Raw genomic sequence first — 25,245 nt, 5'->3', positions numbered from 1 at the left:
AAGGCGTGCCGGCGACCGCGATCGCGGTGGTTGGCCGTGGCGAGCAGGGCCTGCTGGTGCAGACCGGCCCGAACGTCCGCGAGCCGCAGAACCGCCGCGTCGAAATCGTCATCCAGTAAGACGATCCGAAGCGTTGACTTCAGGAACGGCCGGGGGCAACCCCGGCCGTTTCCATTTTCAGCTATGCGCTTTTCGGGTTGGCGCCGCCGGGGCCGGCCTCTATATCCGGGCGCAGGAGAGTGAATTCATGTCGCAAGTGTTGATGCCCAAGGCGACCGCCGTCTGGCTGGTCGAGAACACGACCCTGACCTTCGATCAGATCTCGGCTTTCACCGGCCTGCATCCGCTCGAAATCCAGGCGATTGCCGACGGCGAAGTCGCAGGCGGCATGACGGGTTACGACCCCACCACCAACGGCCAGCTGACCAAGGAAGAGATCAAGCGCGTCGAAGCCGACAGCAACGCGCGGTTGAAACTCAGCCCGCGTGACGTGCCGATGCCGCAGGCCCGCTCCAAGGGCCCGCGCTATACGCCGGTCGCCAAGCGACAGGATCGTCCCGACGCGATCGCCTGGTTGCTGAAGACTCACCCCGAGCTGCAGGACAGCCAGGTCGCCAAGCTGGTGGGCTCGACCAAGAGCACGGTGCAGTCGGTCAAGGATCGTTCGCATTGGAACATGCAGAACGTGCGTCCGCGCGATCCGGTGACGCTCGGCCTCTGCTCGCTGAAGGACTTGAACGACGCCGTCGACCGTGCGCGCCGCAAGGCCGCCCGCGAGGATGCCTCGCGCAAGAAGGAGGCGGCGCAGTCGGGAGTGGTCGAGGAAGCCGCCGACGTCGATCCGGCCGAAGCCGACCAGCCCGACGTCAGCGAGCGGTAGGCTCGAACCTTCCCCTTTGCGTGCTCCGCAAAGGGGAGTGTTATTCCCTAGACGGTCATCATCACCTTGCCGACATGGTCGGCGCGTTCCAGTTCAGCGTGCGCGCCGGCGGCATCCCTGAGTGGGAAGGTCTTGTAGATGATCGGCTTGATCCTGCCGGCTTCGAGCAGGGGCCAGACCTTTTCCCTCAGCCCGCGCGCCATGCGGCCCTTGCTTTCGATGCTCTGAGGCCTGAGTGTCGAGCCGGTGAGGGTGAGGCGATTGACCATCAGGAAGCCGGCGCTGATCGTCGCCATGGCGCCGCCCTGCACGGCGATCACGACGCAGCGTCCGTCGAGCTTCAGCAGCGACAGGTTCTTCGGCAGGTAGTCGCCTGCCACCATGTCAAGCACGACGTCGACGCCGCCTGACAGCTTCTTCACTTCGGCCGCCCAGTCATTGTCCTTGTAGAGGATGGCGTGGTCGGCCCCGAGCGCCTTCACGGCGCTGGCCTTCTCCTCGGTCCGCACGGTGGTGAGCACGGTCGCGCCGAACGACTTGGCGAGCTGGATCGCGGTCGTGCCGATGCCGCTCGCGCCGCCATGGATCAGCACGGTCTCCCCGGCCTTGAGCTGGCCGCGCTCGAAGAGGTTGTGCCAGACGGTGAAGTAGTTCTCAGGCAGCGCCGCGGCCTGCAGCAGGTCGAAGCCCTTGGGCGGCGGCAGGCACTGCGGCGCCGGCACGATGCAGTATTCGGCATAGGATCCGCCCGGCGTCAGGGCGCAGATCGCGTCGCCCAGGTTCCAGCCGGTCACGCCTTCGCCCAAGGCCGCAACGGTGCCGGACGCCTCGAGGCCCGGCAGGTCCGACGCTCCCGGCGGCGGAGCGTAGTTGCCCTGGCGCTGGGCGATGTCGGGGCGGTTGACCGCGGTGGCCGCGACCTTGATCAGGATCTCGCCGGCCCGGGGCTGCGGTACCGGCCGCGTCGTCGGCACCAGCACTTCAGGCCCGCCATATTTCGTGATCTCGATGCAGGTCATCGTGGCGGGCAGGGCACTCATGGTCGGCCTTTCGAAGCGGGAGGAGCGGTGCTAGTCCTGCCTTAGCCGCTTCCGTGGAGACGCGCCATGGCCTTCGATCTCGACGACCTCGACCCCAGGCAGAAGAAGACGCAACCCAGGAATCTCGACGTCATGAACGTCGAGGATCTGGAGGAATACGTCATCGTGCTCAAGGCCGAACTCGAGCGCGTCGAAGCCAAGATCAAGGCCAAGCGGAGTCACGCCGCAGCCGCGGCCTCCCTGTTCAAGAAGTGAACGCGGAACCGCTTGGAAAGGGGAGGATAGATTGGTCGAAGCCAAGTTCCTGAAGCCCGATACGCTGGCGCTGCATGCGGGGCAGCATCCCGATCCGGTGACCGGCGCGCGCGCCGTGCCGATCTACCAGACGACGTCCTTCGTCTTCCGCGATGTCGACCATGCGGCCAGCCTGTTCAATCTTGAGGTCGGCGGGCACATCTACAGCCGGATCTCCAATCCGACCGTGTCGGTGTTCGAGGAGCGGGTTGCGGCGCTCGAGGAGGGCTCCGGCGCGCTCGCCGTGTCGAGCGGCCAGGCGGCGCTCCATATCGCCATCGCCACGCTGATGGGCGCGGGCAGCCACATCGTCGCCTCGACCTCGCTCTATGGCGGCACGCGCAACATGCTCGCGTTGACCCTGCCGCGCTTCGGCATCGAGACGACCTTCGTGCACCCGCGCGACCATGAAGGTTTCCGCAAGGCCATCCGTCCCAACACGCGGCTGGTCCTCGGTGAGACGATCGGCAATCCGGGCGGCGAGGTGCTCGACATCCCGGCCATCGCCACGATCGCCCACGAGGCGAAGATCCCGCTGATGATCGACAACACCTTCGCCTCGCCGGTCCTGTGCAAGCCGCTCACCCTGGGCGCCGATATCGTCTTCCATTCGGCGACCAAGTTCATCGGGGGGCACGGCGTGGCGATCGGTGGCGTCATCGTCGAGTCCGGCCGCTTCGACTGGGAGGGCTCGGGCAAGTTTCCGACGCTCACCGAACCCTATGCCGGCTATCACGGCATCGATTTCGCCGAGGAGTTCGGCCCGCATGCCTTCGTGATGCGCGCGCGCACCGAGGGTGTGCGCGACTTCGGCTGCTGCCTGTCGCCGCAGAACGCCTTTTATCTGATCCAGGGTCTCGAAACCCTCCCGCTGCGCGTCGCCCGCCACGTCGAGAATGCCCGCAAGGTGATGGCGTTCCTGAAGGCCAATCCCGCCGTCGAGCGCATCGCCTCGCCCGACTTGCCGGATCATCCCGACCATGCGCTGGCGCAGAAGCTGCTGCCCAGGGGCACGGGCTCGATCTTCAGCTTCGACATCAAGGGCGGCCGCGAGGCGGGCCGGCGCTTCATCGAGCGGCTGAAGCTGTTTTCGCATCTGGCCAATGTCGGTGACGCCAAGTCGCTGGTGATCCATCCCGCCTCGACGACGCACGCCCAGCTCGATGCGGCGGCGCTGAAGGAAGCGGGCATCGGCGAAGGCATGATCCGGCTCTCGGTCGGCCTGGAAGACCCCGAAGACCTGATCGACGATCTCGGGCCGGCGCTGCGCGCCGCGCAGAAGGGCTGACCATGAAGCTCACCGTCGATGGCCGGACCGTCTTCGCGACGACCGGCGGCACCGAATTCGATCCGTCCAAGCCCGCGATCGTCTTCCTTCATGGCGCCGGTTTCGACCGCACCGCCTGGCGCCTGCAGACGCGCTGGTTCGCCCATCACGGCCGCAGCGTGCTGGCCGTGGACTTCCCGGCGCACGGCTGGTCGGATGGACCGGCGCTCGACAGCATTCCCGCGATGGCCGACTGGACGGCGCGCCTGATCGAGGCGGCCGGCCTGAAGCAGGCGGCCCTGGTCGGCCATTCGATGGGCGCGCTGGTCGCCCTCGACTGCGCAGCGCGGCACGGCGACAAGGTACGGGCGCTCGGCCTGTGCGGCGTCGCTTCGGAAATGCCGGTGCATCCCGAGATGCTCGAATCGGCCAAGGCCAACACGGTGAAGGTGCAGGAGCTGATGACCTTCTGGGGCATGGGCAACGCGCTGCACAAAGGCGGAATGGTCTCGCCCGGCCTCTGGCTGCGCCGCGAATCGCTGGCCGTGCTGGCGGGCAACGAGCCGGGTGTCATTCATAGCGATCTGGCCGCCTGCAACGCCTATAAGGATGCACCCGCGCGGGCGGCGGCGGTGACGTGCCCGACCGTCTTCGTGCTGGGGGACGGTGATCTCATGACGCCGGCCGCCAAGGCCCGGTCACTGGTCGCTGCCATCACCGGTTCGCGTGCCGTGACCATCCCGAACTGCGGGCACTTCATGATGGTGGAGCGGCCCGACGAGACGCTGGAGGCGCTGAAGTCCTGTGTCTGATCGCGTCGCGCTCGTCACCGGCTCGACCTCCGGCATCGGCGCTGCCATTGCGCGTCGCCTGTCGCGCGATGGCTACATCGTGGCGCTGCATTCGCGCAGTTCGGCCGATGTCGGAAAGGCAATGGCCGAGGAGCTGAATCGGGCCAGCTATCACCGGGCCGATCTCGGCGATGAGACGGCGGCGCGCGGTCTCGTCGCGTCGGTGCTCGAGGCGCATGGTCGCCTCGACGTGCTGGTGAACAATGCCGGCCTGTCGATCCGCATCCCGCACACTGATCTCAAGGCGGCGACGCCGGCGCTGTGGCGGCAGATGCTCGACGTCAACCTGATCGCGCCCTTCGTGCTCGTCGCGGAGGCCGAAGCCGCATTGCGCACTTCCAGCGAAGGCGGCCGGCCCGCGAGCATCGTCAATATCGGCACGCATGCCGGCTCGCGCCCCAAGGGATCGTCGATCCCCTATGCGGCCTCGAAGGCGGCGCTGCATCACGTCACGAAGCTGCTGGCGCTGTCGCTGGGACCGGACATCCGTGTCAACGCCGTGGCGCCGGGTCTGGTCGAGACGCCGATGACGGCGAACTGGCCCGACATGCTCGAGACCTGGAAGACCAGGTCGCCGATGAAGCGACCTGCGAAACCGGAGGACATCGCCGATCTGGTGGCCGCGCTGTGCGCCAACGATTACGTTACGGGAGAGATCGTCATCGCCGACGGTGGGTTGAACCTCACCTAGCCAGACACGGAGGAAACAACAATGAACGTCCAGACGCTGCCGCCGGGCTACAAGACCGCCCCATGGACGCCGCCCGAGACCATTACCGGCGCCATGCTGGCCGAGGCGAGCAACAAGCTGATCGAACTGCTGCGCATCCGCACCCAGCCGATCGGCATGCGCCTGTTCGAGGACCCGTCCGAGATGGACAAGATCAAGGGCGTGCGGAAACCCACCGAGGGATTCAAGTTCACCATGTGCCAGATGGTGACGCAGTCGCGCTGGTACGGTTTCACGCTGGGCATCACCGTCGACAATACGCGCGGCGGCAATTGCGGGGGCGTCGTCGGCCTCAACCATCCGGGCGAGGGTTTTCTGTCCGGTGACCACATGAACGGCGTGTGGTTCGGCAACAAGGAAGCGTCTGCCGCCCACCAGGCGCAGATGCCGCGCGTGCCCGACGGCAAGTATAACGGCCTCGTCGTGTCGCCGCTGCGCTCGGCGCGCCTCGACCCGCCGGACATCTGCCTCTTCTACGGTACGCCCGGCCAGATGATCTACTTCATCAACGGCCTGCAGTATCACCGCTACCGCCGCTACGACTTCACCGTGACGGGCGAGAGCGCCTGCGCCGATTCGTGGGGAAGGGCGCTCGCCACGCGCCAGACCTCGCTGTCGCTGCCCTGCTTCGCCGAACGCCGCTACGGCGGCGTGGCCGACGACGAGCTGCTGATGGCCTGCCCGCCGGACGAGCTGCTGCGCGCGGTCGAGGGCATGGGCCATCTCGGCAAGAACGGCCTGCGCTATCCGTTCCCGCCCTACGGCGCGGTGATGGATCCGGCCCTCGGCATGGCCAAGAGCTACAGCTGAGATGCTCTACGTCGTGGCCTGGCCGGTGCTCGGCGAGGCCGACGACACGGCGTTGCGCCGGCTGCGGGCGCAGTATCATCCGCAGGAAGCGGAGCTGATCGGCCCGCACTTCACCCTGGTGTTCGGCGCGCCGGCCGACCGCGAGGGCGAACTGCGCGCGGCTTTGCAAGCCGTCGATCGGCGGCCCTTCTGGTTCCTGATCGACCGCATCGTTCGCTCGGACCTCCATCTCTATGCCGAGCCATCGGATGGCGCGGCCGAACTGACGGCCCTTCATGAGGACCTGAACCCGGTTCCCGGCAGCGAGCCCTTCGAACCGCACATCACGCTCGGCCGGTTCCGCAGCGCTGTAGAGGCCGAGCAGGTGGCGCGCATCGTCGGTCGCCAGAACCTGCCGATGACCGGCCGGATCGAGGAGCTGGCACTCTTGCGGCGAACCGGCGACACGCTCGAAACCCTGGCCAGCGTGCGCCTCGGAACATGAAGATCGTCCGGCGCACCCTGCTCGCGCTCCTGGCCGGCCTTCTCCTGCTGCTCTTCTTCGGACGCCCGATGGTCTGGGCGGAAGCCACGCTGATGATGTGGGACATCGCGGCCGGTGGTGCGCCGACCTGGCTGCAGGGCGTGACCGCGTCGCCGCAGGAATATCCGATGCGCTGGGAAGGTGGGGAGGGCGACCTCTACCTCCCGGCCAGCCAGCCCCGCGCGGCGATGGTCCTCGTCCCCGGCGCCGCCGTGCTGGGCCGGGACGAGCCGCGCCTGCAGGCCTTTGCCCGCAGCCTCGCACGGGTGGGCTTTGCGGTGCTGGTGCCGGAACTGCCGGAAGTACGCCAACTCGTCCTGTCCCGCGCCGACGGCGAACGGGTGGCCGACGCCCTGCGGCAGCTGAACCGGCGCCTGCCCGACCTGCCGCTCGGCGTCGCCGCGATCTCCTATGCCGCCGCGCCCGCGATCATTGCCGCAATCGAGGAGGATCTTGCCCCACGCATTGCCTTCGTCGTCGCCATCGGCGGCTATCGCGACGCCTACACGACCATCGGCTTCGTCACCACGGGCGCCTTCCGGCCGAGAGGCGACAGCCGGGAGTTCCGGGTCGAGCCGAACGCCTATGGCCGCTGGGCCATCCTGCGGGCCAATGCGAGCCGGCTCGACGATCCGCGTGACGCGCGCCTTCTGGAAGAGATTGCGGTGCTGCGCTTCCGCGACCGCAACGCCGACATCTCCCGCGAGGTCGCCATGCTGGGACCGCAGGGCCGTGCGGTGCTGGCTCTGGTCGACAATCGCGATCCAGATGCCGTCAATCGCCTGATCGAAGGACTGCCCGAGACGGTGCGTCGCGAGATCGACGGCCTGAACCTCGCCTTCTACGATCTGTCGAAGCTGCGCGGCCATCTCATCCTGGTGCACGGCCGCACCGATCCGATGGTTCCCTATAGCGAGAGCCAGGATCTCGCGGTGGCCGCGTCGAAGGCGCGCGTATCCCTGTTCCTGATCGATGATATCGGCCATGTCGAGTTCACGGCCGTGAACGTCGCCAACGCCTGGAAGATGTGGCAGGCGATCGTCGCGCTCCTGGAGGAGCGGCGATAGGCGTAAGAATTGAAGGTCGATAACAAGCACCTGTCGTCTCGACCGGAGCGCCAAAGGCGCGTAGTGGAGAGACCTTCGCTCCACCAATTGCCGGCTAATCGTAGAGCGAAGGTCTCTCCACTACGCCTCGCTGCGCGAGGCTTCGGTCGAGACGACGGTTCTTCCCTGAGGCGTAAGTCGATCAACGCCAGAGCGGTGGCAGGGGCGGCAGACGGACGTTGCCCGGCCGCGCCGCGATGCCGAACTTCGCCAGCGCCTCGCGGAGCTCGCGGGGCATGCTCGTGCTGGATGCCGTCGAGACACTGGCCAGCTTGAACAGGCGATCGATGATCTTCTGCCAGCGATCGCCCTCGTCGGGAAAGCGGCGGATCTCGACCTTGCGGCCTTCGCCGATGCCGGCCTTGGCCTTGGCGATGTTGAGGGCGAGCTGCAGGCCACCCAGTTCGTCCACCAGGCCGGCCTGTCTGGCGTCGGTGCCGCTGAAGACACGGCCGCGGGCGGCGGCGTCGATGCGGTTGGCGTCGAGGTTGCGGGATTCGGCGACCTGGGTCGTGAAGGCCGCGTAAATGACGTCGAGCTCCCGGTTGATGGCGGCGCGCTGGGCCGGCGTCGGCGGCTGGAAGGTCGAGTGCATGCCGGCATTTCGGCCGACCGAGATGCGCTCGACGTTGACACCGAGCGAGGTCAGCAGCTCCTGCGCCATGGGCCAGATGCTGAAGACACCGATCGAGGCGGTGATCGTCGTCGGCTGGGCGACGATCACGTCACCGCGTACGGCGGCCAGGTAGCCGCCGGAGGCCGCGACGTCGCCCATCGAGACGATCACGGGCTTGCCAGCGGCCCGTGCCCGGCCGACCGCGTCGGCGATGGCGTCGGCGGCGGGATAGGTGCCTCCGGGCGAGTCGATGCGCAGGACGATGGCGCGCACATCCTTGGCCTGGGCGGCATTCTCCAGCGCCTCGACGACGTCCTCGGCGTTGGCCATCGCGTCGTCCTCGAGGGGACTGCCTTCGCCGCCGCCCGACATGATCGCGCCGTTCACGCGCACGAGGGCGATGACGTCGCCGCTCTGCTTCGGGCGTGCCTCGTCGCCGGCATATTCCGCCAGGGTCACGAGATCGCGTTTGCCGTTGGCGCGCTGGTAGACGTCCTCGAGCGCGTCGGCGCGATAGCCGATCTTGTCTACGAGGCCGTCCTGCCGCGCCTGCTCGGACTCGTGTGGCGCCGTGTCGATCAGGCGGCGAAGCTGCGCCGGCTCGATCTTGCGGTCGCGGGCCACGTCGCTCACGAACTGGCCGAACAGGCTGTCGATCAACTGCTGCAGGTTCTCGCGGGCGGGACGGGTGTAGCTCGTCTCCATGAACGAGTCGGGCGCGCTCTTGTACTCGTAGCGCTTGCCGCCCTCGACCTTGACCCCGAGCTTGTCGAGGCCGCCCTTCAGGAACGGGGTCTCGACGGCGATGCCGGTGACGCCGAAGCCGCCGCTCGGCTGGAGCCAGATCTGCTCCAGCGCGGCGGCGAGATAGTAGTCGGCGACATGATTGCCGCCGCTGCCGAGCGCTTCCGCGAAGCCCACCGCGAACTTGCCCTTGCCGCGGAAGTGGGCGATGGCCTGGCGCAGCTCCTGCACGCGGGCGAGACCGCCCGCTTCGTCGCCGATCTCGACGTAGAGGCCGACGACGCGCGGATCGTCAGCCGCCTGCCAGAGGAGTTGCACCACCTCGACGATGTCGCGCGAGCTGCCGAACAGTCCGCCGCTCAGCAGGCCGGCCGACGTCGTTTCCGGCGGCAGCGAGCGCAAGTCGAGCGACAGCACCATCTGCTGCGGCAGCGGCTTGGGCGAGAAAGGCCCCGAGGCGAAGAAGGCTACGCCGGCGACGATCGCCAGCAGGACGAGGGTGCCGATGGTCGCAAGAAAGCCGACGATGAAACGCCGCATGCGAGAGTTCCCCTCTGATGTTGTGTGTGGGTCAGGAACGGACGAGATTCGGCCGGAACGACTTCACGGCGTCAAGCATCGCCACGGCATTCGTATCGAGGCCGTTGTCGCGGACCATAACGGTCGCCGGCATGCCACGGACCGGGCGCAGGCTGTCATCGAGATTGAACTGGGAAAGGCGCAGGTCCGCTGCGAGGAAGGCCTGCGGCTCGACGCCGATCTGGAGCTGGGTCCGCATCGCGAGGCGGCGCAGTCGAACCCACTGGATATCTTCCCACGCGATGCGTGCGTTACGGCCGAAGCCGAGGGCTATGCCTTCGTGGTCGATCATGACCTGCGGTGTGCGATTCAGATACCGACTGACGCCGACGTAGATGTAGTAGACCATGATCAACGCCAGGACCGAGAACAGCACGAAGCGTGGATCGTTCAGCGACAGCGTCGGCGCGTTGGCCGAATCTCCCGATGTGAAATGCGCGATGGCTGAGCCGATCATCAGGAGCGAGACGGCGGCCATCCCCAGATTGTGGAGGGTGCCGTAGCGCACCTGGAGGGCTTGCCGGGCGGCCACTGCGGAGCGCTAGCCGGCTTGCGCGCGGTGGCGCAGCAGGTGGTCCGCGAGGACGCAGGCCATCATCGCTTCGGCCACCGGGGTCCCGCGGATGCCGACGCAGGGATCGTGACGGCCCTTTGTCCGCAGCTCGATCTCGTGGCCGTTGCGGTCGACGCTGCGGACCGGCGTCAGGATCGAGCTGGTCGGCTTGACCGCGAGGCGGCAGACGATGTCCTGCCCGGTCGAGATTCCGCCCAGGATGCCGCCGGCATGGTTGCTGAGGAAGACCGGCTGGCCGTCCCGCATGCGCATCTCGTCGGCATTCTCCTCGCCGCTCATCGCAGCCGAGGCGAAACCGTCGCCGATCTCGACGCCCTTCACGGCGTTGATGCTCATCAGCGCCTTGGCGAGGTCGGCATCGAGCTTGTCGTAAACCGGATCGCCCAGGCCCACGGGAACGCCCGAGGCGACCACCTCGATCACCGCTCCGCACGAGCTGCCGCGCTTGCGGACATCGTCGAGATAGCCTTCCCAGTTCTGCGCCGCCTGACGGTCGGGGCACCAGAAGGGATTGTCGCCGGTGGCGTCCCAATTCCAATTGGCACGGTCGATCTTCTGCGTGCCGATCTGGACCACGGCGCCGCGGATGGTGACGCCATCACCCAGGATTTTGCGCGCGATGGCCCCGGCGGCGACGCGCACCGCGGTCTCGCGCGCCGACTGGCGCCCGCCCCCGCGATAGTCCCGGACACCGTATTTCATGTGATAGGTGTAGTCGGCATGAGAGGGGCGGAACTGGTCCTTGATCTCGCCGTAGTCGCGGCTGCGCTGGTCGACATTGTCGATGTGCAGCCCGATCGGCGTGCCCGTCGTGACGCCCTCGAACACGCCGGACAGGATCTTCACCGTGTCCGGTTCCTGGCGCTGCGTGACGAAGCGCGACTGGCCGGGACGGCGCTTATCCATCCACACCTGGATGTCGGCCTCCGAGAGGGGGATGCGAGACGGCGCGCCATCGACCACGCAGCCGATCGCCGGCCCGTGGCTTTCGCCCCAGCTCGTGAACCGGAAGAGGGTGCCGAAACTGCTGCCGGCCATGGTCGCCGGCCTCCTGCGCTACTCGCCTTCGAAGTTGCCGAGCAAGTCGGCGATCTGCTTCGCGGACGAGGTGTTGATCATGCCGACGACATGGTAGCCGGCATCGACGTGCATCACTTCACCGGTCACGCCGGTGCCGAGATCGGAGAGGAGATAGAGGCCGGCATTGCCGACTTCTTCAGTGGTGACGTTGCGCTTCAGCGGCGAGTTGAGTTCGTTCCACTTCAGTATATAGCGGCCGTCGTTGATGCCGGCGAAGGCGAGCGTCTTGATCGGACCGGCCGAGATCGCGTTGACGCGAATCTTCTGTTCGCCGAGATCGGCCGCCAGGTAACGCACGCTCGCCTCGAGGGCGGCCTTGGCCACGCCCATGACGTTGTAGTGCGGGATGACCCGCTCGGCGCCGTAGTAGGTGAGGGTGAGCAGGCTGCCGCCGTCCTTCATCAGCGGCACGGCGCGCTGCGCCACCGCGGTGAAGGAGTAGACGCTCACATTCATGGTGAGGTTGAAGTTGTCCGACGTGGTGTCGAGGTAGCGGCCGCGGAGCTCGTCCTTGTTGGAGAAGGCGATCGCATGGACCACGAAGTCCAGCTTGCCCCATTCCTTTTCCAGTTTGGCAAAGACCGCGTCGATGCTGGCGGCGTTGGTCACGTCGCATGGCTCGATGATCTTGGCCCCGATCGAGTTGGCCAGCGGGCGCACACGCTTCTCCAGCGCCTCGCCCTGGAAGGTGAAGGCCACCTCCGCTCCCTGGTCGTGGCAGGCCTTGGCAATGCCCCAGGCGATCGAGCGTTCGTTGGCGACGCCCATGACGAGGCCCTTTTTACCGGCCATCAGTTGTGCAGCAGAGGTCATGCTGCGGTTCTAGCGGGGGACGGCTATTGGGACAAGATGCCGGTGGTGGAACGCGGCCGACCCCCTCATATTGTGGGTCATGATCCGGGAAACCACTGATCCGCTGGAGCTTTTCGCCGCCTGGTACGGCGAGGCCGGCACTTCCGAGCCCAACGACCCCTCCGCCATGGCCCTGGCCACGGTGGGTCCGGACGGAACGCCCGCCGTGCGCATGGTTCTGTTAAAGGACTATGACGCCGACGGCTTCGTGTTCTACACGAATTATGAAAGCCGCAAGGGCAGCCACCTCCTGGCCCATCCCAAGGCGGCCCTCCTTTTCCACTGGAAGTCGCTGCGCCGCCAGGTTCGCCTCGAGGGGCCGGTCATCCAGACGACCGCGGCGGAGGCCGACGCCTATTTCGCCAGCCGCGCCCGGGGCAGCCAGATCGGCGCCTGGGCGTCGGAGCAGTCGCGGCCGCTCGAGAGCCGGTTCGCGCTCGAGAAGCGGGTGGCGGAGTACGGGGCCAGGCACGTGATCGGGACGGTGCCGCGGCCGCCGCACTGGTCAGGATTCCGCCTGCAGCCGACCCTGATCGAGTTCTGGCAGGACGGCGCCTTCCGCCTGCACGACCGCCTGGAATACCGGCGCGGCTCTCTGGCGGAACCCTGGACCACGCGAACGCTGTACCCCTGAGGACGTGACGGCAATGGAGCCCCAACGGCTGATGCGGCTGGCGACCGTCGCTTCAATCTCGACGGCGCTCATCCTGATCGTCGCCAAGTTCGCGGCCTGGCGGCTCACCGATTCCGTGAGCATGCTGTCCTCGCTGGTCGACACGTCGCTCGATCTCGTCAGCTCGATGGTGACATTCTTCGCCGTGCGGCAGTCGCTGGTACCGGCGGACGACAATCATCGCTTCGGACACGGCAAGGCCGAGGGGCTGGCGGGCCTGATCCAGGCGGGCTTCATTGCCGCGTCCGGCTGCGCCCTGCTGGTCGCGATCGTCGAGCGGCTGGGCGATCCGAAGCAGGTGCGGGAAGAGGGACTTGGCCTCGCCGTTAGCGCGCTGGCGATCGGGCTGACCCTTTGTCTCGTCACGTTCCAGAAGTACGTCGTGCGGCGCAGCGGCTCGCTCGCCATCAATGCCGACATGGCGCACTACAGCACCGATCTCGTGGCGACCCTGGTGACCGGCGTTGGGGTGTTCCTGTCGGGTGTGCTGGACCAGCCGCTGATCGACAGTGGCGTGGCGGCGCTGGTGGCGCTCTACCTGCTGCACGGCGCCTGGAACGTCGGCAAGGAATCGCTGAACGTGCTGATGGATCACGAACTGCCGGCCGAGGATGGGCGGAAGATCGGGGAGATCGTGCGGGCGCATCCGGGCGTGAGGGACGTGCACGACCTCAAGACGCGGTCGAGCGGCCTCACAAAATTCATCCAGCTCCACATCGAGGTCGATCGCGACCTCTCGGTCGTACTAGGCCACGCGATCGGCCTCGAGGTGCAGGCCGAAATCGCCCGGGCCTTTCCCGGCGCGGAAATCATCATCCACGTCGATCCTTCGGCCGCGCCATGACGGGCAGACCTTCCTTCGTGGTCGAGGACCAGTCCGAGACGATCGCCTTCCTCGATGCCGAGCTGAAACCCGAGCGCCGGATCGACACGCACGGCGCTGTCGTCTTCCTGTGCCGCGAGCGCGCCTACAAGCTGAAGCGGGCGGTGAAGTTTCCCTACATGGACTTCTCGACCGAGGGCCGGCGCGCGGCAATGTGCGCGGCCGAGATCGAGGTGAACCGGCGATCCGCGCCTGAAATCTACCTTGGCATCGCCCCGGTGATGCGGCGCGACGGCGGGCTGGCGCTGGGCGGGGTCGGCGAGGCGTCCGAGCACGCCATCGACTGGCTGGTCGTGATGCGCCGCTTCGACGAGGAGGGGCTGCTCGACCGCATGGCGGCGCGCGGCGCGCTGACGCCCGAGCTGATGGCGGCGCTCGGCACACGCGTGGCCCGGTTCCATGACAGCTTGCCGGCCATCCCCTCGGGCTTCTGCTCGCCGGACGATTACCGTCACTCGGTCGCGGCCGACGTCCGGCAGATGCGCGAGGCGGGGGAGCGGCTCGATCCGCCGACCAGCGAGGCGCTGGCCGAGGCGATGCCGCGCTCGCTCGAGCCGTACCTCGATCTCGTGGCGCGCCGCGTCGCGGCCGGCGCGATCCGGCGCTGTCACGGCGATCTGCACCTGCGCAACATCGTGACCCTGAACGGCCAACCCGTGCCGTTCGACGCCATCGAATTCTCCGACAAGATCGCCAACATCGACGTGCTTTACGATCTGGCCTTTGCGCTCATGGACCTGGCGCGCCAGGGGCTGGGGGCGCTGGCCAATCGCCTGCTGAACGAATGGCTGTGGCGGGTCGGCGAGCTTGAAGGTGCATCGCACGAGGAGGCGCTGGCGCTGATGCCGATGTTCCTCGCGCGTCGGGCCGCGATCCGGGCCTATGTCGATTCGGCGGTCACGGCGGTCAGCGGCGCCGACAATGCCCCGGCGCGTGCCTACCAGAAGGCGGCGCTGGCCTTCCTGCAGCCCGCTCCGCCGCGCCTGGTCGCGATCGGTGGCCTGTCGGGCAGCGGCAAGACCACGCTGGCGCTGAAGCTCGCGCCGGAGATCGGCCGCACCCCGGGCGCCGTCGTGGTACGGACCGATGTCGAGCGCAAGCGGCAGGCGGGCGTCGCGCTGGAAGAACGCATGCCCGCCGGCAGCTATTCCCCCGAGGCGTCGGCGCGGGTCTACGCCGCGTGTCTCGCGCGCGCCGAGCGGGTGCTGCGCGCCGGGCACAGCGTCGTGCTCGACGCCGTCTTCGCCCGCCCTGGCGAACGGGCCGCCGCCGAGGCGCTGGCGCGAAAGGTCGGAGTGCCGTTCCAGGGGATCTGGCTCGACGTGCCGAAAGACGTGGCCCAGCAGCGCGTGACGGACCGGAAAGGCGATGCTTCCGACGCGACGGCATCCGTGGTCGAGCGGCAGTTTGGCTACGATCTGGGTGAAATCGACTGGGAGCGTCACTGATCCTTTTCACTTTCCAAGATGAAATGATTCGAGGGTTCGCCACAGTGACAATCAACGGAGCGCGCAACTCCGGTTGCGCTCAGGGCCCGTCTATCGGCAAGGCATGAGCGCCACTGGAGTGGCGCGCTCCAATGAGGTCTAGGCCCGCTTCTTCGCCGTCGAACTGCGCGGGAGCAGGCGGGCGAGGTACTGGCCGGTGTAGCTCTCGGGCACTTTCACGACGGCCTCGGGCGGGCCCTCGGCGACCAGGCGGCCGCCGCCCGATCCGCCGTCGGGGCCCATGTCGAGGACCCAGTCGGCTGTCTTGATGACTTCGAGATTGTGCTCGATCACCAGCACCGTGTTGCCGGTCTCGACCAGGCGATGCAGCACTTCCAGCAGCTTGCGCACGTCCTCGAAGTGCAGGCCGGTGGTCGGTTCGTCGAGGATGTAGAGCGTGCGGCCCGTGGCGCGGCGCGACAGTTCCTTGGCGAGCTTGACCCGCTGCGCCTCGCCGCCCGACAGGGTCGTCGCCTGCTGACCGATGTGGATGTAGCCCAGCCCGACCTGCTGCAAGGTCAGCAGCTTGTCGCGGATGACCGGCACCGCCTTGAAGAACTCGCAACCCTCGTCGACGGTCATGTCGAGCACGTCGGCGATCGACTTGCCGCGGAACACGATCTCCAGGGTCTCGCGGTTGTAGCGCTTGCCCTTGCAGACGTCGCATTCGACGTAGACGTCGGGCAGGAAGTGCATCTCGATCTTGATGACGCCGTCGCCCTGGCAGGCCTCGCAGCGGCCGCCCTTGACGTTGAAGGAGAAGCGTCCGGGCTTGTAGCCGCGCTCGGTCGATTCCGGCAGCTGGGAGAACCAGTCGCGGATCGGCGAGAAGGCGCCAGTGTAAGTGGCCGGGTTGGAGCGCGGCGTGCGGCCGATCGGCGACTGGTCGATGTCGACGATCTTGTCGAGATGGTTGATGCCGTCCAGACCGGCATGGGCGCCGGGATGTTCGCGCGCATTGTTCAGCCGCTTGGCCAGCGCCTTGTAGAGCGTCTCGACGATCAGGGTGCTCTTACCACTGCCCGAGACGCCGGTGACGCAGGTGAAGGTGCCGAGCGGGATGCTGGCAGTGACGTTCTGGAGATTGTTCTCCCTGGCGCCTTTCAGCGTGAGCCAGCGGCCGTTCTTCGGCGGTGGCTCACGCCGCACCTTGGGGATCGGAATCTGGCGGAAGCCCGAAAGATACTGGCCGGTGAGGCTCGCGGTGTTGCGCATCACCTCGTCGGGCGTGCCCTGGGCGATCACCGTGCCGCCATGGGCGCCGGCGCCCGGACCCATGTCCACCAGATAGTCGGCGGCACGGATCGCATCCTCGTCATGCTCGACCACCAGCACGGTGTTGCCGAGGTCGCGCAGGCGCGTGAGCGTCTTGAGCAGCCGGTCGTTGTCGCGCTGGTGCAGGCCGATCGACGGCTCGTCGAGCACATAGAGCACGCCGGTCAGGCCCGAACCGATCTGGGAGGCCAGGCGAATGCGCTGGCTCTCGCCACCGGACAGGGTGCCGGAGGTGCGGTTCAAGGTCAGGTAGGACAGGCCGACATTGTCGAGGAAGCCCAGCCGCTCGTTGATCTCCTTGAGAATTCGCGCGGCGATCTCGCGCTGCTTGGGCGTGAGCTTGGGATCGAGCGCCAGGAACCACTTCACCGCCTCGCCGATCGAGAACTCGGTCGTCTGGCTGATGTTGAGGCCGGCGATCTTGACCGCGAGCGCCTCGGGCTTGAGGCGGGCGCCGTTGCAGGTCTCGCACTTGCTCTCGTGCTGGAAGCGCTCCAGCTCCTCGCGCACCCAGGAGGAGTCGGTCTCCTTCCAGCGGCGGTCGAGATTGGGGATCACGCCCTCGAACGGCTTGGTCGTCTGGTACTGGCGGATGCCGTCGTCGTAGCGCATGGCGATGGACTCGCTGCCGCTGCCGTAAAGGATCGTGTCGCGCACCTTCTTCGGCAGATCGCGCCACGGCACCGAGGTCTTGACCTTGAAGTGCTTCGCGATGCTCTCGAGCGTCTGCATGTAATACTGGCCCGACGAATCGGCCCACGGCGCGACCGCGCCTTCCGAGAGCGAGAGCCGGTCGTCCGGCACCACCATCTCGGGATCGAAGAACATCTTCACGCCGAGGCCATCGCAGGCCGGGCAGGCGCCTTGGGGCGCGTTGAAGGAGAAGAGGCGCGGCTCGATCTCCTCGATGGTGAAGCCCGAGACAGGGCAGGCGAAGCGGGCGGAGAAGACCGTGCGCTCGCCATTGTCGGCGTTCTCGGCAATCGCCAGGCCCTCGGCGAGGGTAAGCGCGGTCTCGAGCGAATCGGCGAGACGGTTGCCGAGATCGGGCTTCACGACGATGCGGTCCACGACCACGTCGATGTCGTGCTTGAACTTCTTGTCGAGCGCGGGAGCCTCGGCGATCTCGTAGAGCTTGCCGTCGACCTTGACCCTCTGGAAGCCCTTGCGCTGCAGTTCCTGGAGTTCCTTGCGGTACTCGCCCTTCCGGCCACGCACGATCGGCGCCATCAGGTAGAGGCGCGTGCCCTCCGGCATCGTCTTGATGCGGTCGACCATCTGGGAAACGGTCTGGCTCTCGATCGGCAGTCCGGTCGCGGGTGAGTAGGGCACGCCGACACGCGCGAACAGCAGGCGCAGATAGTCGTAGATCTCTGTGACGGTACCGACCGTCGAGCGCGGATTGCGGGAGGTCGTCTTCTGTTCGATGGAGATCGCGGGCGACAGGCCCTCGATCGAATCGACGTCCGGCTTCTGCATCAGCTCGAGGAACTGGCGCGCATAGGCGGACAGACTCTCGACGTAGCGGCGCTGGCCCTCGGCATAGATCGTGTCGAAGGCGAGAGACGACTTGCCCGAGCCGGAGAGGCCGGTGATCACGACCAGCCTGTCGCGCGGCAGGTCGACGTCGACGTTCTTGAGATTGTGCTCGCGCGCCCCCCGGACGGAGATGAAGCGATGCGGCTCGGCAGCGGGTAAGCGGGACTTTGCCATCAGGACCGGAACAATAAGGTATGCGCGGGATCAGCGCATATGGCGATTATCCCCCAGCTCCGCCAGTGCCCTGCGTCACGCTGGCGATGCTTGCGCTGCCAGCACCCGGGCCGTCGGACGGTCGTTCATCAGAAGCTGCGCGGTGCCCGCGATCAGCCCGATCAGGACGCCGATCTTCCAGGCGAGATCGTAGGAACCCAGCAGGTCGAACAGGTAGCCGCCGCCCCAGGCGCCGAGGAAGGAACCGGCCTGGTGGCTGAGGAAGGCGATGCCGGTCAGGGTCGACAGGAAACGCAGGCCGAAGATCTGCACCACCAGCCCGTTGACCAGGGGAATGACCCCCAGCCAGAGCGTGCCCATGGCGGCGCCGAACAGCACCACGGAAAGCGGCGTCGGAGGGAACAGGAAGAACAGGGCCACTGCCAGCGAGCGCAGCAGGTAGATCGCGCCCAGCAGCAGGCGCTTGGGGTATTTATCGCCCAGCCAGCCGAACAGCCACGAACTCAGGATGTTGAAGCCGCCGATCAGCATCAGCGCCACCGCGCTGTAGGACGGGTCCATGCCGCACTGGGCGAGATAGGTCGGCAGGTGGGTGGTGATGAACACGAGCTGCAGGCCGCAGACGAAGAAGGCCAGCGCCATCACGACATAGCCGGTGTGGCGCCGGGCTTCATCCAGCGCGCCCGCCAGGGTGAGGTTGCGGTCGGTCGACAGGGTGTTGGGCAGCCTGTCGGCACGGCTGCCAATCCAGGCGGCCGGCAGCATGGCGAGCGCCAGGATGACGAAGGCCCAGACGGCGGCGCGCCAGCCATCGGTATTGAGGAGGTAGGCCGCGATGGGCGCCGTCAGCATGGTGCCGACCGAGCCGGCGGCCGAGACGATGCCGAAGGCCAGGGTCCGGCGGCCCGGTTCGACGACGCGGGCGGCGATGTTGGCGGTGATGCCCGAGGTCGTGCAGGCGAGCGCCACGCCGATCAGGACGCCGGCGCCCAGGATGATCGGCAGGACGCCCTGGGCCGTGGCCGTCAGCCAGATGCCGAGGATGAACAGGGCGCTGCCGATCATGGCGACCCAACGCGTTCCATGCTTGTCGGCGAAGATGCCGGCGATCGGCTGACTCACACCCCAGGCGACCTGCTGGACGGAGATCGCCAGCGCAAAGTCCGAGATCGCGATCCCGAGTTCCTTTGAGGCCGGCGCCTGGAAGAGGCCGAGATTCTGGCGGATGCCCATGGCGAGGGTCATCATCAGCGCCGCGCCGCCCAGCATGGCGTAGGCCTGGCCGGTCGAAACCTGGGGAACGTGGAAGGATTTGCTCATGGCCGGGGAAGATACGGGAGACTTTGCCGCCCCAACCAATGAATTGTCGGAGGGCGCCCATGAGCAGACCTCACTTCACAACCGTTATTAGGTGGCTGCCCACAGGCAGCCGGGTCTAGTTTGCCGGCCGTGAGGTAGGTGCCGCGTCCCGCGGCGCCGGGAAAGCCAAGGAGGCCCCCATGGCGGGCAGCGTCAACAAAGTCATTCTGGTCGGCAATCTCGGCCGCGACCCCGAAGTGAAGTCCATGCAGGACGGCCGTTCGCTGGTGAACATGTCGGTCGCGACGTCGGAGACCTGGCGCGATCGCAACAGCGGCGAGCGCAAGGAACGGACCGAGTGGCATCGCGTCGTGATCTTCAACGACAAGCTGGCCGAAGTGGCCCAGAAATTTCTGAAGAAGGGCGCCAAGGTCTATCTCGAAGGCCAGCTCACCACCCGCAAGTGGACCGACCAGAGCGGCCAGGAACGCTATACGACCGAAGTGGTCATCCCGCGTTTCGGCGGAACCCTCACCATGCTCGATGGCCGTAGTGGCGGCGGTGGCGGTGACGGCGGCGGGATGGACGACGATTACGGCGGCGGCATGTCCGGTGGTGGCATGTCGAGCGGTAGTGGCAGTGGTGGACGCGCCGCTCCGCGCGCCAAGGCCGAGCTCGACGACGACATCCCGTTCTAGGCCGTGCGGCGCTCGTCCTGGATGGGACGGGCGTCTTCGGCGGCAGGCTGTGCCGCCTTCTTGCCAGCGCCCTTCTCCTCGAGCTGACGACCGGGCCGAGATCGACCTGCCCGTGATCGGCCGGGCTGGTCCGCTATTGCGGGTTCCTCACAAATCGATGAAGCGGTCGCGTGCCTGGGGCGATGGCACGAGGCAGGAATCGAGTCGGCCGAACCATCGGATGCGGTTGCGTGCGACGATGTCGTAGATCGGGTCGCGCAGGAACCTGGAGACGAGGATAAGCGGATAGAGCCAGCGTGCCGGGCCTTTGAGGTGGCTCACCGCCCGCAGCGCGGCGGTCGAACGCGTGTAGATCCGGTCGCCCTCGAGAAGCAGGATCGTCCGGTCGAACGTGTCGTCGGCAAGGTCGAGGGCGAGGAGAACCCGTTTGCCGAGGCCGGATTGCGTACTGGCGAACTTGAGCCGTCCCTCGGGATCGCGCTTCAGGCAGAAGGCCACGAAGCGACTGCACAGGATGCAATGTCCATCGAAGAAGTAGAGCGGCTGCGGCAGGTCGCCGAGGGCCGCCGGGAGTTTCATGCAGGAAAGCCCAGCGCGCGCAGTTCGGCAACCGTCTCCTCCGCGGAGCGATGGTGAATGCCGCTCATGCCGGCGACGCGGGCGCCCTCGACGTTCGCCACCACGTCGTCGATGAATACGGCATCCGGGGGATCGAAGCCGCCCGTGCGGCAGGTCAGCTCGAAAATCGCCGCGTCGGGCTTCCAGCAGCCGACGTTGCCGGAGACGACGTAGTCGCGGAAGCGCGCGATGAACGGATGCCTGACCCGTCCAGGACCGCGCAGCCAGGCGTCGAGAAAGCCCGGGGCGTTGGACAGCAGATAGAGCGGCACGCCGGCATCGCCCAGCCGTTCGACGAGGTCCGCCATCGCCGGGAAGGCATGGTCGAGCATCTCGTCGAACCGGTCGTAGTAGGCCGAAATCAGCGCTTCCCTGCCGGGATGGAGGGCCTGGAGTTCGCGCGTGGCAGCGGCCGGGTCACCATCGTAATCCTGCCGCATGTGCCATTCGCGGGTCGTGACGTTGGCGAGGAAGTGCTCCATCTCCGCCTCCTGCGGGATGAGCTTCCGGTAGAGGTGCCGCGGATTGTAGTCGATCAGCACGCCGCCCATGTCGAAGACCACGACGGAGGGGCGGGACGGAGCAATTTCTGGGGGCAATTCGCTGCCTTTCCGTGAGGTATTTTCGGTGCGAATTTAGTCAATAATATCAAAGCATTAAAGGCCGGTCTGCCAGCCGATTTTAGTTGGTCTTGCGGGGCTTGTTTGCTAGGTTGCGAAATACCCCCGCCGGAGTCTCCGGAAGGGCTGCAAGAACGAGAAAATCCCAGGTCTCCGTGAGCGACGATACGACCCTTCCGCCGGCGCCGCCGCCCCCCGACGCGCCTCCGCCACAGCCTTCGCCGCACGATATCGCCCCGATCACGATCGAAGAGGAGATGCGCCGCTCCTACCTCGATTACGCCATGAGCGTGATCGTGGCGCGCGCGCTGCCAGATGCGCGTGACGGACTGAAGCCGGTGCAACGCCGTATCCTGTACGCGATGAAGGAGGGTGGATACGACTCGACGCGGCCCTTCCGCAAGTCGGCGCGCATCGTCGGCGACGTGATGGGCAAGTATCACCCGCACGGCGACAGCGCGATCTACGACGCCATGGTGCGCATGGCGCAGGACTTCTCGATGCGCCTGCCGCTGATCTCGGGCCAGGGCAACTTCGGCTCGATGGACGGCGATCCGCCGGCGGCGATGCGTTACACCGAGGCGCGTCTCGCCACCGTCGCCGAGACGCTGCTCGAGGACATCAACAAGGACACGGTCGAGTTCCAGCCGAACTACGACGAGCGCGAGAACGAGCCGACGGTGCTGCCGGCGGCCTACCCGAATCTGCTGGCCAACGGCGCCGGTGGCATCGCTGTGGGCATGGCGACCAACATCCCGCCGCACAATCTCGGTGAACTGATCGATGCCTGCCTGGCGCTGATCGCCAATCCGGAGCTGACCGTGCCGCAGCTCATGGAATACGTGCCGGGCCCGGATTTCCCGACCGGCGGCATCATCCTCGGCCGCAACGGCATCCGTGCCGCCTTCGAACTCGGCCGCGGTTCGATGATGATGCGGGCCAAGACCGCCATCGAGCAGAAATCCGGTGGCCGCGAGTCGATCGTCGTCACCGAGATTCCGTACCAGGAGAACAAGGCCCGGCTGCACGAGCGCATCGCCGAGGTGGTGCGCGACAAGAAGGTCGAGGGCATCTCCGAGATCCGCGACGAGAGCGACAGGGATGGCGTGCGGCTGGTCATCGACCTGAAGCGCGACGCCATGTCCGACGTCGTGCTGAACCAGCTCTATCGCTTCACGCCGCTGCAGACGAGCTTCAGTGTCAACGCCCTGGCGCTGGACGGCGGCCGCCCGAAGCTGATGAGCCTCAAGGAGCTGCTCGAGGCCTTCATTCGTTTCCGGGCCGAAGTGCTCACCCGGCGCACCCGCTTCGAGCTCAACCACGCGCGCGACCGCGCCCATGTGCTGGTCGGTCTCGCGATCGCCGTCGCCAACATCGACGAAGTGATCGAGATGATCCGCCGCTCGCCCGATCCGAACGTGGCGCGTGAGCGGTTGATGGCCAAGGACTGGCCGGCGGCCGACGTGAAGCCGCTGATCGACCTGATCGCCGAGCCGGGCCGCGAAGTGTCGCCCGAGGGAACCTACCGGCTCTCCGAAGTACAGGCCCGCGCCATCCTCGAGTTGCGACTTCAGCGCCTGACCGGCCTGGAGCGCGACAAGATCGCCGAAGAGCTGACCGAGGTCGCGAAGCTGATCGAGGGCTACCTCGAACTGCTGGGCAATCGCGACAAGCTGTTCGCGCTGATGGGCGAGGAACTGCGCGAGATCAAGGAGAAGTACGCCACACCGCGGCGCACCCAGATCGTCGACAACGAGTTCGAGCAGGACGTCGAGGACCTGATCCAGCGCGAGGACATGGTCGTCACGGTGACCCATGGCGGCTACGTCAAGCGCGTGCCGGTGTCGGCCTATCGTGCCCAGCGCCGCGGCGGCAAGGGCCGCTCCGGCATGGCCACGCGCGAGGACGATTTCGTGTCGAGCCTGTTCGTGGCGAACACGCACACGCCGGTGCTGTTCTTCTCGAGCCGTGGCATCGTCTACAAGCTCAAGGTCTGGCGCCTGCCGCTCGGCGCGCCGCAGGCGCGCGGCAAGGCGTTCGTGAACCTGCTGCCGCTCAGCGAGGGCGAGACGATCAGCGCCGTCATGCCGATGCCGGAGGACGAGGCGAGCTGGTCGACGCTCAACGTGATGTTCGCGACGGCACGCGGCGGCGTGCGCCGCAACGAACTCAGCGACTTCACCAGCGTCAACCAGGGCGGCAAGATCGCCATGAAGTTTGAGGGTGAGGATGCGGGCGATCGCCTGATCGGCGTCAGCGTCTGCTCCGAGGAGCAGGACGTGCTGCTGGCGACACGCCAGGGCCGCGCCATGCGCTTCCCCGTCTCGACCGTGCGTGTCTTCGCCAGCCGCAATTCGACCGGCGTGCGCGGTATCGCGCTGGCCGAGGGCGACGAGGTGATCTCGATGTCGCTGGTCGACGGCGGCAAGGGCATTCCGACCGAGGACCGCGATGCCTACCTGCGCCAGTCGCGCGTGTTGCGCCAGGCCGAGAACGCAACGGAAGCGGGCGAGGCGGTCACAGAGGAGGAAGCTCCCGCGGGTGAGGAGGCGGCAGCGCCCGCCACCACGCTTTCGCCGGAACGCTTCGCCGAACTGCAGGCCAAGGAGGAGTTCGTGCTGACGGTGGCTTCGTCGGGCTTCGGCAAGCGTACCTCCGCCTACGAGTATCGGGTCACCGGTCGCGGCGGCAAGGGCGTCGAGCTGATGAGCCTGGCCAAGGGCGGTGAGATCGTCGCGGCTCTTCCCGTCCTCGATACCGACGAGATCATGCTGGTCACCGACGGCGGTACCCTGATCCGCTGCCCGGTGGATGGAATTCGCATCGCCGGACGTGCGACGCGTGGCGTGCGCATCGTCAACGTGAGCGAGGGCGAGCGCGTCGTCACGGCCGTTCGGATCGGAGACGACGACGCCGGCAACGGTGGAAGCGGCGACGTCCAGGCAGAGCCGAGTACGGGAACGGAGCAGGACTCCAGTTCCGAAACAAACGGTGGATAAGGATCGGTCGTGTCGCTAAGACTTCGCCGTCGCAGTCTGCGCACAAGGGGGAGACATGGCCGTAGAACGCACCGGGGTCTATCCGGGCACGTTCGATCCCATCACGAGCGGGCACATGGAAGTGGTGCGCCGCTCGCTGCGCCTCGTCGACAGGCTGGTGATCGGCCCGCACATCAACGTGGGGAAGGGACCGCTGTTCTCGCTCGAGGAGCGGATCGAGATCATCAACGAAGACATTGCGGATTTTCCACAGGCCGACCGCGATCGCATCGAGGTGGTGCCGTTCGAGGGGCTGCTGATCCACTTTGCGCGCGACGTGAAGGCATCGGTCATCATCCGCGGGCTGCGGGCCGTCTCGGACTTCGAGTACGAGATCCAGATGGCCAACATGAATGCGCGCATGGAGCCTGCGATCGAGACCATCTTCCTGATGGCATCCGACCGGCACCAGTTCATCGCCTCGTCCCTGGTGAAGGACATTGCCCGCCTGGGCGGAGACACGTCGCAGTTCGTGTCCAAGAAGGTATTCGAGCGCCTGAAGGCCAAATTCGGCAAGAAATGAGGCCGGGAGAGGCCTCGTTGACCATCGGCCGCCCGCACTTTATATGGGCGCCGCGCGGCGAAGAAGCCCGCGGCGCGGAACCGGAAAGAGCCCGTAGCTCAGCGGTAGAGCATCTGACTTTTAATCAGAGGGTCGTGGGATCGTACCCCACCGGGCTCACCACTGGACCCAAGAAGGAGAAGAACGGCTCATGCCGTCGGTGAAAGTCGTCAACGGCAAGCAGATCGTGGTCGAGAATCTCGGCCCGACCGAGCGCCTCTTCAGCTTCATCGTGAAGCCGTTCGTCCGCATGTCGCAGCATCGCGACCTGATCGCCGCGATCCTGCGGCGCGAGGTTCGCGAGCGCTTCAAAGGGTCGATCGCCGGATGGATCTGGGCGATCATTGCCCCCCTGCTGATGATCGCCGTCTATTCCTTGGTGTTCAGCACGGCCCTGACTCTGCCGCTGCCCGAAAATCTGGCCAAGAGCCAG

General features: G+C 66.8%; 23 protein-coding genes, 1 tRNA gene and 1 pseudogene. 16 read left to right on the top strand and 9 right to left on the bottom strand.

The annotated features are described in order from the left end of the window. Positions 1-247: 247 nt before the first annotated feature. Positions 248-880, top strand: a complete 633-nt coding sequence (locus EPO41_RS29705; RefSeq protein ID WP_296333327.1) for a cell cycle transcriptional regulator TrcR — start codon at positions 248-250, stop codon at positions 878-880. A 47-nt stretch (positions 881-927) separates the two neighbouring features. On the opposite strand, the gene EPO41_RS29700 is transcribed toward EPO41_RS29705, so the two are convergent. Continuing rightward, a complete protein-coding gene (locus EPO41_RS29700; protein ID WP_296333325.1) occupies positions 928-1,920 on the bottom strand; it encodes an NAD(P)H-quinone oxidoreductase in 993 nt (330 codons plus the stop codon). Positions 1,921-1,986: 66 nt separating this feature from the next. Here EPO41_RS29700 and EPO41_RS29695 point away from each other — a divergent pair, with 66 nt between their 5' ends. The 7 genes from EPO41_RS29695 to EPO41_RS29665 all read left to right on the top strand — a co-directional run bounded on the left by EPO41_RS29695 (position 1,987) and on the right by EPO41_RS29665 (position 7,462). Next, positions 1,987-2,175, top strand: a complete 189-nt coding sequence (locus EPO41_RS29695; protein WP_296333323.1) for a DUF1192 domain-containing protein — start codon at positions 1,987-1,989, stop codon at positions 2,173-2,175. A gap of 31 nt (positions 2,176-2,206) precedes the next feature. After that, positions 2,207-3,502, top strand: coding sequence for an O-acetylhomoserine aminocarboxypropyltransferase (locus EPO41_RS29690; RefSeq protein ID WP_296333320.1), 1,296 nt, complete (start codon positions 2,207-2,209; stop codon positions 3,500-3,502). A gap of 2 nt (positions 3,503-3,504) precedes the next feature. After that, on the top strand, positions 3,505-4,293 hold the full coding sequence (locus tag EPO41_RS29685) for an alpha/beta hydrolase (RefSeq protein ID WP_296333317.1): 789 nt from the start codon (positions 3,505-3,507) through the stop codon (positions 4,291-4,293). After that, positions 4,286-5,023: an SDR family oxidoreductase gene (locus tag EPO41_RS29680; protein ID WP_296333314.1), complete on the top strand. Its 738-nt coding sequence runs from the start codon at positions 4,286-4,288 to the stop codon at positions 5,021-5,023. The genes EPO41_RS29685 and EPO41_RS29680 overlap by 8 nt, the downstream gene beginning before the upstream one ends. Positions 5,024-5,116: 93 nt before the next feature. Next, positions 5,117-5,872, top strand: coding sequence for a DUF169 domain-containing protein (locus EPO41_RS29675; protein WP_296333335.1), 756 nt, complete (start codon positions 5,117-5,119; stop codon positions 5,870-5,872). 1 nt (position 5,873) lies between these two features. Then, entirely contained in the window at positions 5,874-6,356 is a 483-nt protein-coding gene (locus tag EPO41_RS29670; protein ID WP_296333311.1) for a 2'-5' RNA ligase family protein, read from the top strand. Beyond that, positions 6,353-7,462 carry an alpha/beta hydrolase gene (locus EPO41_RS29665; protein WP_296333308.1) on the top strand — a complete coding sequence of 370 codons (1,110 nt, stop codon included), beginning with the start codon at positions 6,353-6,355 and terminating at the stop codon, positions 7,460-7,462. Before EPO41_RS29670 ends, EPO41_RS29665 begins: the two co-directional genes overlap by 4 nt. 181 nt (positions 7,463-7,643) lie before the next feature. Here the strand turns inward: EPO41_RS29665 and sppA are convergent, their stop codons facing one another. The 4 genes from sppA to fabI form a co-directional block, all read right to left on the bottom strand. Then, positions 7,644-9,401: a signal peptide peptidase SppA gene (gene sppA, locus EPO41_RS29660; protein ID WP_296333305.1), complete on the bottom strand. Its 1,758-nt coding sequence runs from the start codon at positions 9,399-9,401 to the stop codon at positions 7,644-7,646. A 31-nt stretch (positions 9,402-9,432) separates the two neighbouring features. Further along, positions 9,433-9,918 carry a hypothetical protein gene (locus tag EPO41_RS29655; protein ID WP_296333304.1) on the bottom strand — a complete coding sequence of 162 codons (486 nt, stop codon included), beginning with the start codon at positions 9,916-9,918 and terminating at the stop codon, positions 9,433-9,435. 63 nt (positions 9,919-9,981) lie between these two features. After that, positions 9,982-11,052, bottom strand: coding sequence for a chorismate synthase (gene aroC / locus EPO41_RS29650; RefSeq protein ID WP_296333301.1), 1,071 nt, complete (start codon positions 11,050-11,052; stop codon positions 9,982-9,984). Between the two features lie 18 nt (positions 11,053-11,070). Continuing rightward, a complete protein-coding gene (gene fabI, locus EPO41_RS29645) occupies positions 11,071-11,907 on the bottom strand; it encodes an enoyl-ACP reductase FabI (RefSeq protein WP_296333299.1) in 837 nt (278 codons plus the stop codon). 79 nt (positions 11,908-11,986) lie between these two features. Here fabI and pdxH point away from each other — a divergent pair, with 79 nt between their 5' ends. Genes pdxH through EPO41_RS29630 form a run of 3 tightly spaced genes read left to right on the top strand, consistent with a single transcriptional unit; the run spans position 11,987 to position 14,950 of the window. After that, entirely contained in the window at positions 11,987-12,580 is a 594-nt protein-coding gene (gene pdxH / locus EPO41_RS29640) for a pyridoxamine 5'-phosphate oxidase (protein WP_296333297.1), read from the top strand. A 13-nt stretch (positions 12,581-12,593) separates the two neighbouring features. Next, positions 12,594-13,463: a cation diffusion facilitator family transporter gene (locus EPO41_RS29635; RefSeq protein WP_296333294.1), complete on the top strand. Its 870-nt coding sequence runs from the start codon at positions 12,594-12,596 to the stop codon at positions 13,461-13,463. Next, positions 13,460-14,950, top strand: coding sequence for a bifunctional aminoglycoside phosphotransferase/ATP-binding protein (locus EPO41_RS29630; protein WP_296333292.1), 1,491 nt, complete (start codon positions 13,460-13,462; stop codon positions 14,948-14,950). Before EPO41_RS29635 ends, EPO41_RS29630 begins: the two co-directional genes overlap by 4 nt. A 138-nt stretch (positions 14,951-15,088) precedes the next feature. Here EPO41_RS29630 and uvrA read toward each other — a convergent pair whose 3' ends face one another. Both uvrA and EPO41_RS29620 read right to left on the bottom strand, forming a co-directional pair. After that, complete coding sequence (gene uvrA, locus EPO41_RS29625; protein WP_296333290.1) at positions 15,089-17,977, bottom strand: excinuclease ABC subunit UvrA; 2,889 nt, start codon at positions 17,975-17,977, stop codon at positions 15,089-15,091. 75 nt (positions 17,978-18,052) lie between these two features. Beyond that, a complete protein-coding gene (locus tag EPO41_RS29620; protein WP_296333287.1) occupies positions 18,053-19,297 on the bottom strand; it encodes an MFS transporter in 1,245 nt (414 codons plus the stop codon). A 179-nt stretch (positions 19,298-19,476) separates the two neighbouring features. Here EPO41_RS29620 and ssb point away from each other — a divergent pair, with 179 nt between their 5' ends. After that, on the top strand, positions 19,477-19,974 hold the full coding sequence (ssb, locus tag EPO41_RS29615) for a single-stranded DNA-binding protein (RefSeq protein ID WP_296333284.1): 498 nt from the start codon (positions 19,477-19,479) through the stop codon (positions 19,972-19,974). A gap of 147 nt (positions 19,975-20,121) precedes the next feature. On the opposite strand, the gene EPO41_RS29610 is transcribed toward ssb, so the two are convergent. Next, the gene (locus EPO41_RS29610) at positions 20,122-20,553 is read right to left on the bottom strand and encodes a DCC1-like thiol-disulfide oxidoreductase family protein (RefSeq protein WP_296333280.1); all 432 of its coding nucleotides are present in this window, start codon (positions 20,551-20,553) and stop codon (positions 20,122-20,124) included. Continuing rightward, positions 20,550-21,155, bottom strand: a complete 606-nt coding sequence (locus tag EPO41_RS29605; protein WP_296333278.1) for an HAD-IA family hydrolase — start codon at positions 21,153-21,155, stop codon at positions 20,550-20,552. Before EPO41_RS29605 ends, EPO41_RS29610 begins: the two co-directional genes overlap by 4 nt. A gap of 287 nt (positions 21,156-21,442) precedes the next feature. On the opposite strand from EPO41_RS29605, the gene gyrA reads away from it, so the two are divergent. From gyrA to EPO41_RS29585, 4 genes and pseudogenes are all read left to right on the top strand, one after another. Further along, entirely contained in the window at positions 21,443-24,211 is a 2,769-nt protein-coding gene (gyrA, locus tag EPO41_RS29600; RefSeq protein ID WP_296333331.1) for a DNA gyrase subunit A, read from the top strand. Positions 24,212-24,266: 55 nt separating this feature from the next. Beyond that, a complete protein-coding gene (gene coaD / locus EPO41_RS29595) occupies positions 24,267-24,773 on the top strand; it encodes a pantetheine-phosphate adenylyltransferase (RefSeq protein ID WP_296333275.1) in 507 nt (168 codons plus the stop codon). Between the two features lie 87 nt (positions 24,774-24,860). Beyond that, positions 24,861-24,935 (top strand) — tRNA-Lys (locus EPO41_RS29590). Positions 24,936-24,963: 28 nt separating this feature from the next. Next, a pseudogene (locus EPO41_RS29585) lies at positions 24,964-25,245 on the top strand (hypothetical protein); the annotation flags it as partial.

The sequence above is a fragment of the Reyranella sp. genome, from assembly GCF_004297265.1.
GTDB lineage: Bacteria > Pseudomonadota > Alphaproteobacteria > Reyranellales > Reyranellaceae > Reyranella.
This window is presented reverse-complemented; position numbering and strand designations above follow the sequence as displayed.

What these genes read in the sequence shown, in the direction of transcription:
- EPO41_RS29705 (WP_296333327.1), top strand. Translation starts at nt 248, where the DNA reads ATGTCGCAAGTGTTGATGCCCAAGGCGACCGCCGTCTGGCTGGTCGAG.
- EPO41_RS29700 (WP_296333325.1), bottom strand. Translation starts at nt 1,920, where the DNA reads ATGAGTGCCCTGCCCGCCACGATGACCTGCATCGAGATCACGAAATAT.
- EPO41_RS29695 (WP_296333323.1), top strand. Translation starts at nt 1,987, where the DNA reads ATGGCCTTCGATCTCGACGACCTCGACCCCAGGCAGAAGAAGACGCAA.
- EPO41_RS29685 (WP_296333317.1), top strand. Translation starts at nt 3,505, where the DNA reads ATGAAGCTCACCGTCGATGGCCGGACCGTCTTCGCGACGACCGGCGGC.
- EPO41_RS29675 (WP_296333335.1), top strand. Translation starts at nt 5,117, where the DNA reads ATGCTGGCCGAGGCGAGCAACAAGCTGATCGAACTGCTGCGCATCCGC.
- EPO41_RS29670 (WP_296333311.1), top strand. Translation starts at nt 5,874, where the DNA reads ATGCTCTACGTCGTGGCCTGGCCGGTGCTCGGCGAGGCCGACGACACG.
- EPO41_RS29665 (WP_296333308.1), top strand. Translation starts at nt 6,353, where the DNA reads ATGAAGATCGTCCGGCGCACCCTGCTCGCGCTCCTGGCCGGCCTTCTC.
- sppA (WP_296333305.1), bottom strand. Translation starts at nt 9,401, where the DNA reads ATGCGGCGTTTCATCGTCGGCTTTCTTGCGACCATCGGCACCCTCGTC.
- EPO41_RS29655 (WP_296333304.1), bottom strand. Translation starts at nt 9,918, where the DNA reads ATGGCCGCCGTCTCGCTCCTGATGATCGGCTCAGCCATCGCGCATTTC.
- aroC (WP_296333301.1), bottom strand. Translation starts at nt 11,052, where the DNA reads ATGGCCGGCAGCAGTTTCGGCACCCTCTTCCGGTTCACGAGCTGGGGC.
- fabI (WP_296333299.1), bottom strand. Translation starts at nt 11,907, where the DNA reads ATGACCTCTGCTGCACAACTGATGGCCGGTAAAAAGGGCCTCGTCATG.
- pdxH (WP_296333297.1), top strand. Translation starts at nt 11,987, where the DNA reads ATGATCCGGGAAACCACTGATCCGCTGGAGCTTTTCGCCGCCTGGTAC.
- EPO41_RS29635 (WP_296333294.1), top strand. Translation starts at nt 12,594, where the DNA reads ATGGAGCCCCAACGGCTGATGCGGCTGGCGACCGTCGCTTCAATCTCG.
- EPO41_RS29630 (WP_296333292.1), top strand. Translation starts at nt 13,460, where the DNA reads ATGACGGGCAGACCTTCCTTCGTGGTCGAGGACCAGTCCGAGACGATC.
- uvrA (WP_296333290.1), bottom strand. Translation starts at nt 17,977, where the DNA reads ATGGCAAAGTCCCGCTTACCCGCTGCCGAGCCGCATCGCTTCATCTCC.
- EPO41_RS29620 (WP_296333287.1), bottom strand. Translation starts at nt 19,297, where the DNA reads ATGAGCAAATCCTTCCACGTTCCCCAGGTTTCGACCGGCCAGGCCTAC.
- ssb (WP_296333284.1), top strand. Translation starts at nt 19,477, where the DNA reads ATGGCGGGCAGCGTCAACAAAGTCATTCTGGTCGGCAATCTCGGCCGC.
- EPO41_RS29610 (WP_296333280.1), bottom strand. Translation starts at nt 20,553, where the DNA reads ATGAAACTCCCGGCGGCCCTCGGCGACCTGCCGCAGCCGCTCTACTTC.
- coaD (WP_296333275.1), top strand. Translation starts at nt 24,267, where the DNA reads ATGGCCGTAGAACGCACCGGGGTCTATCCGGGCACGTTCGATCCCATC.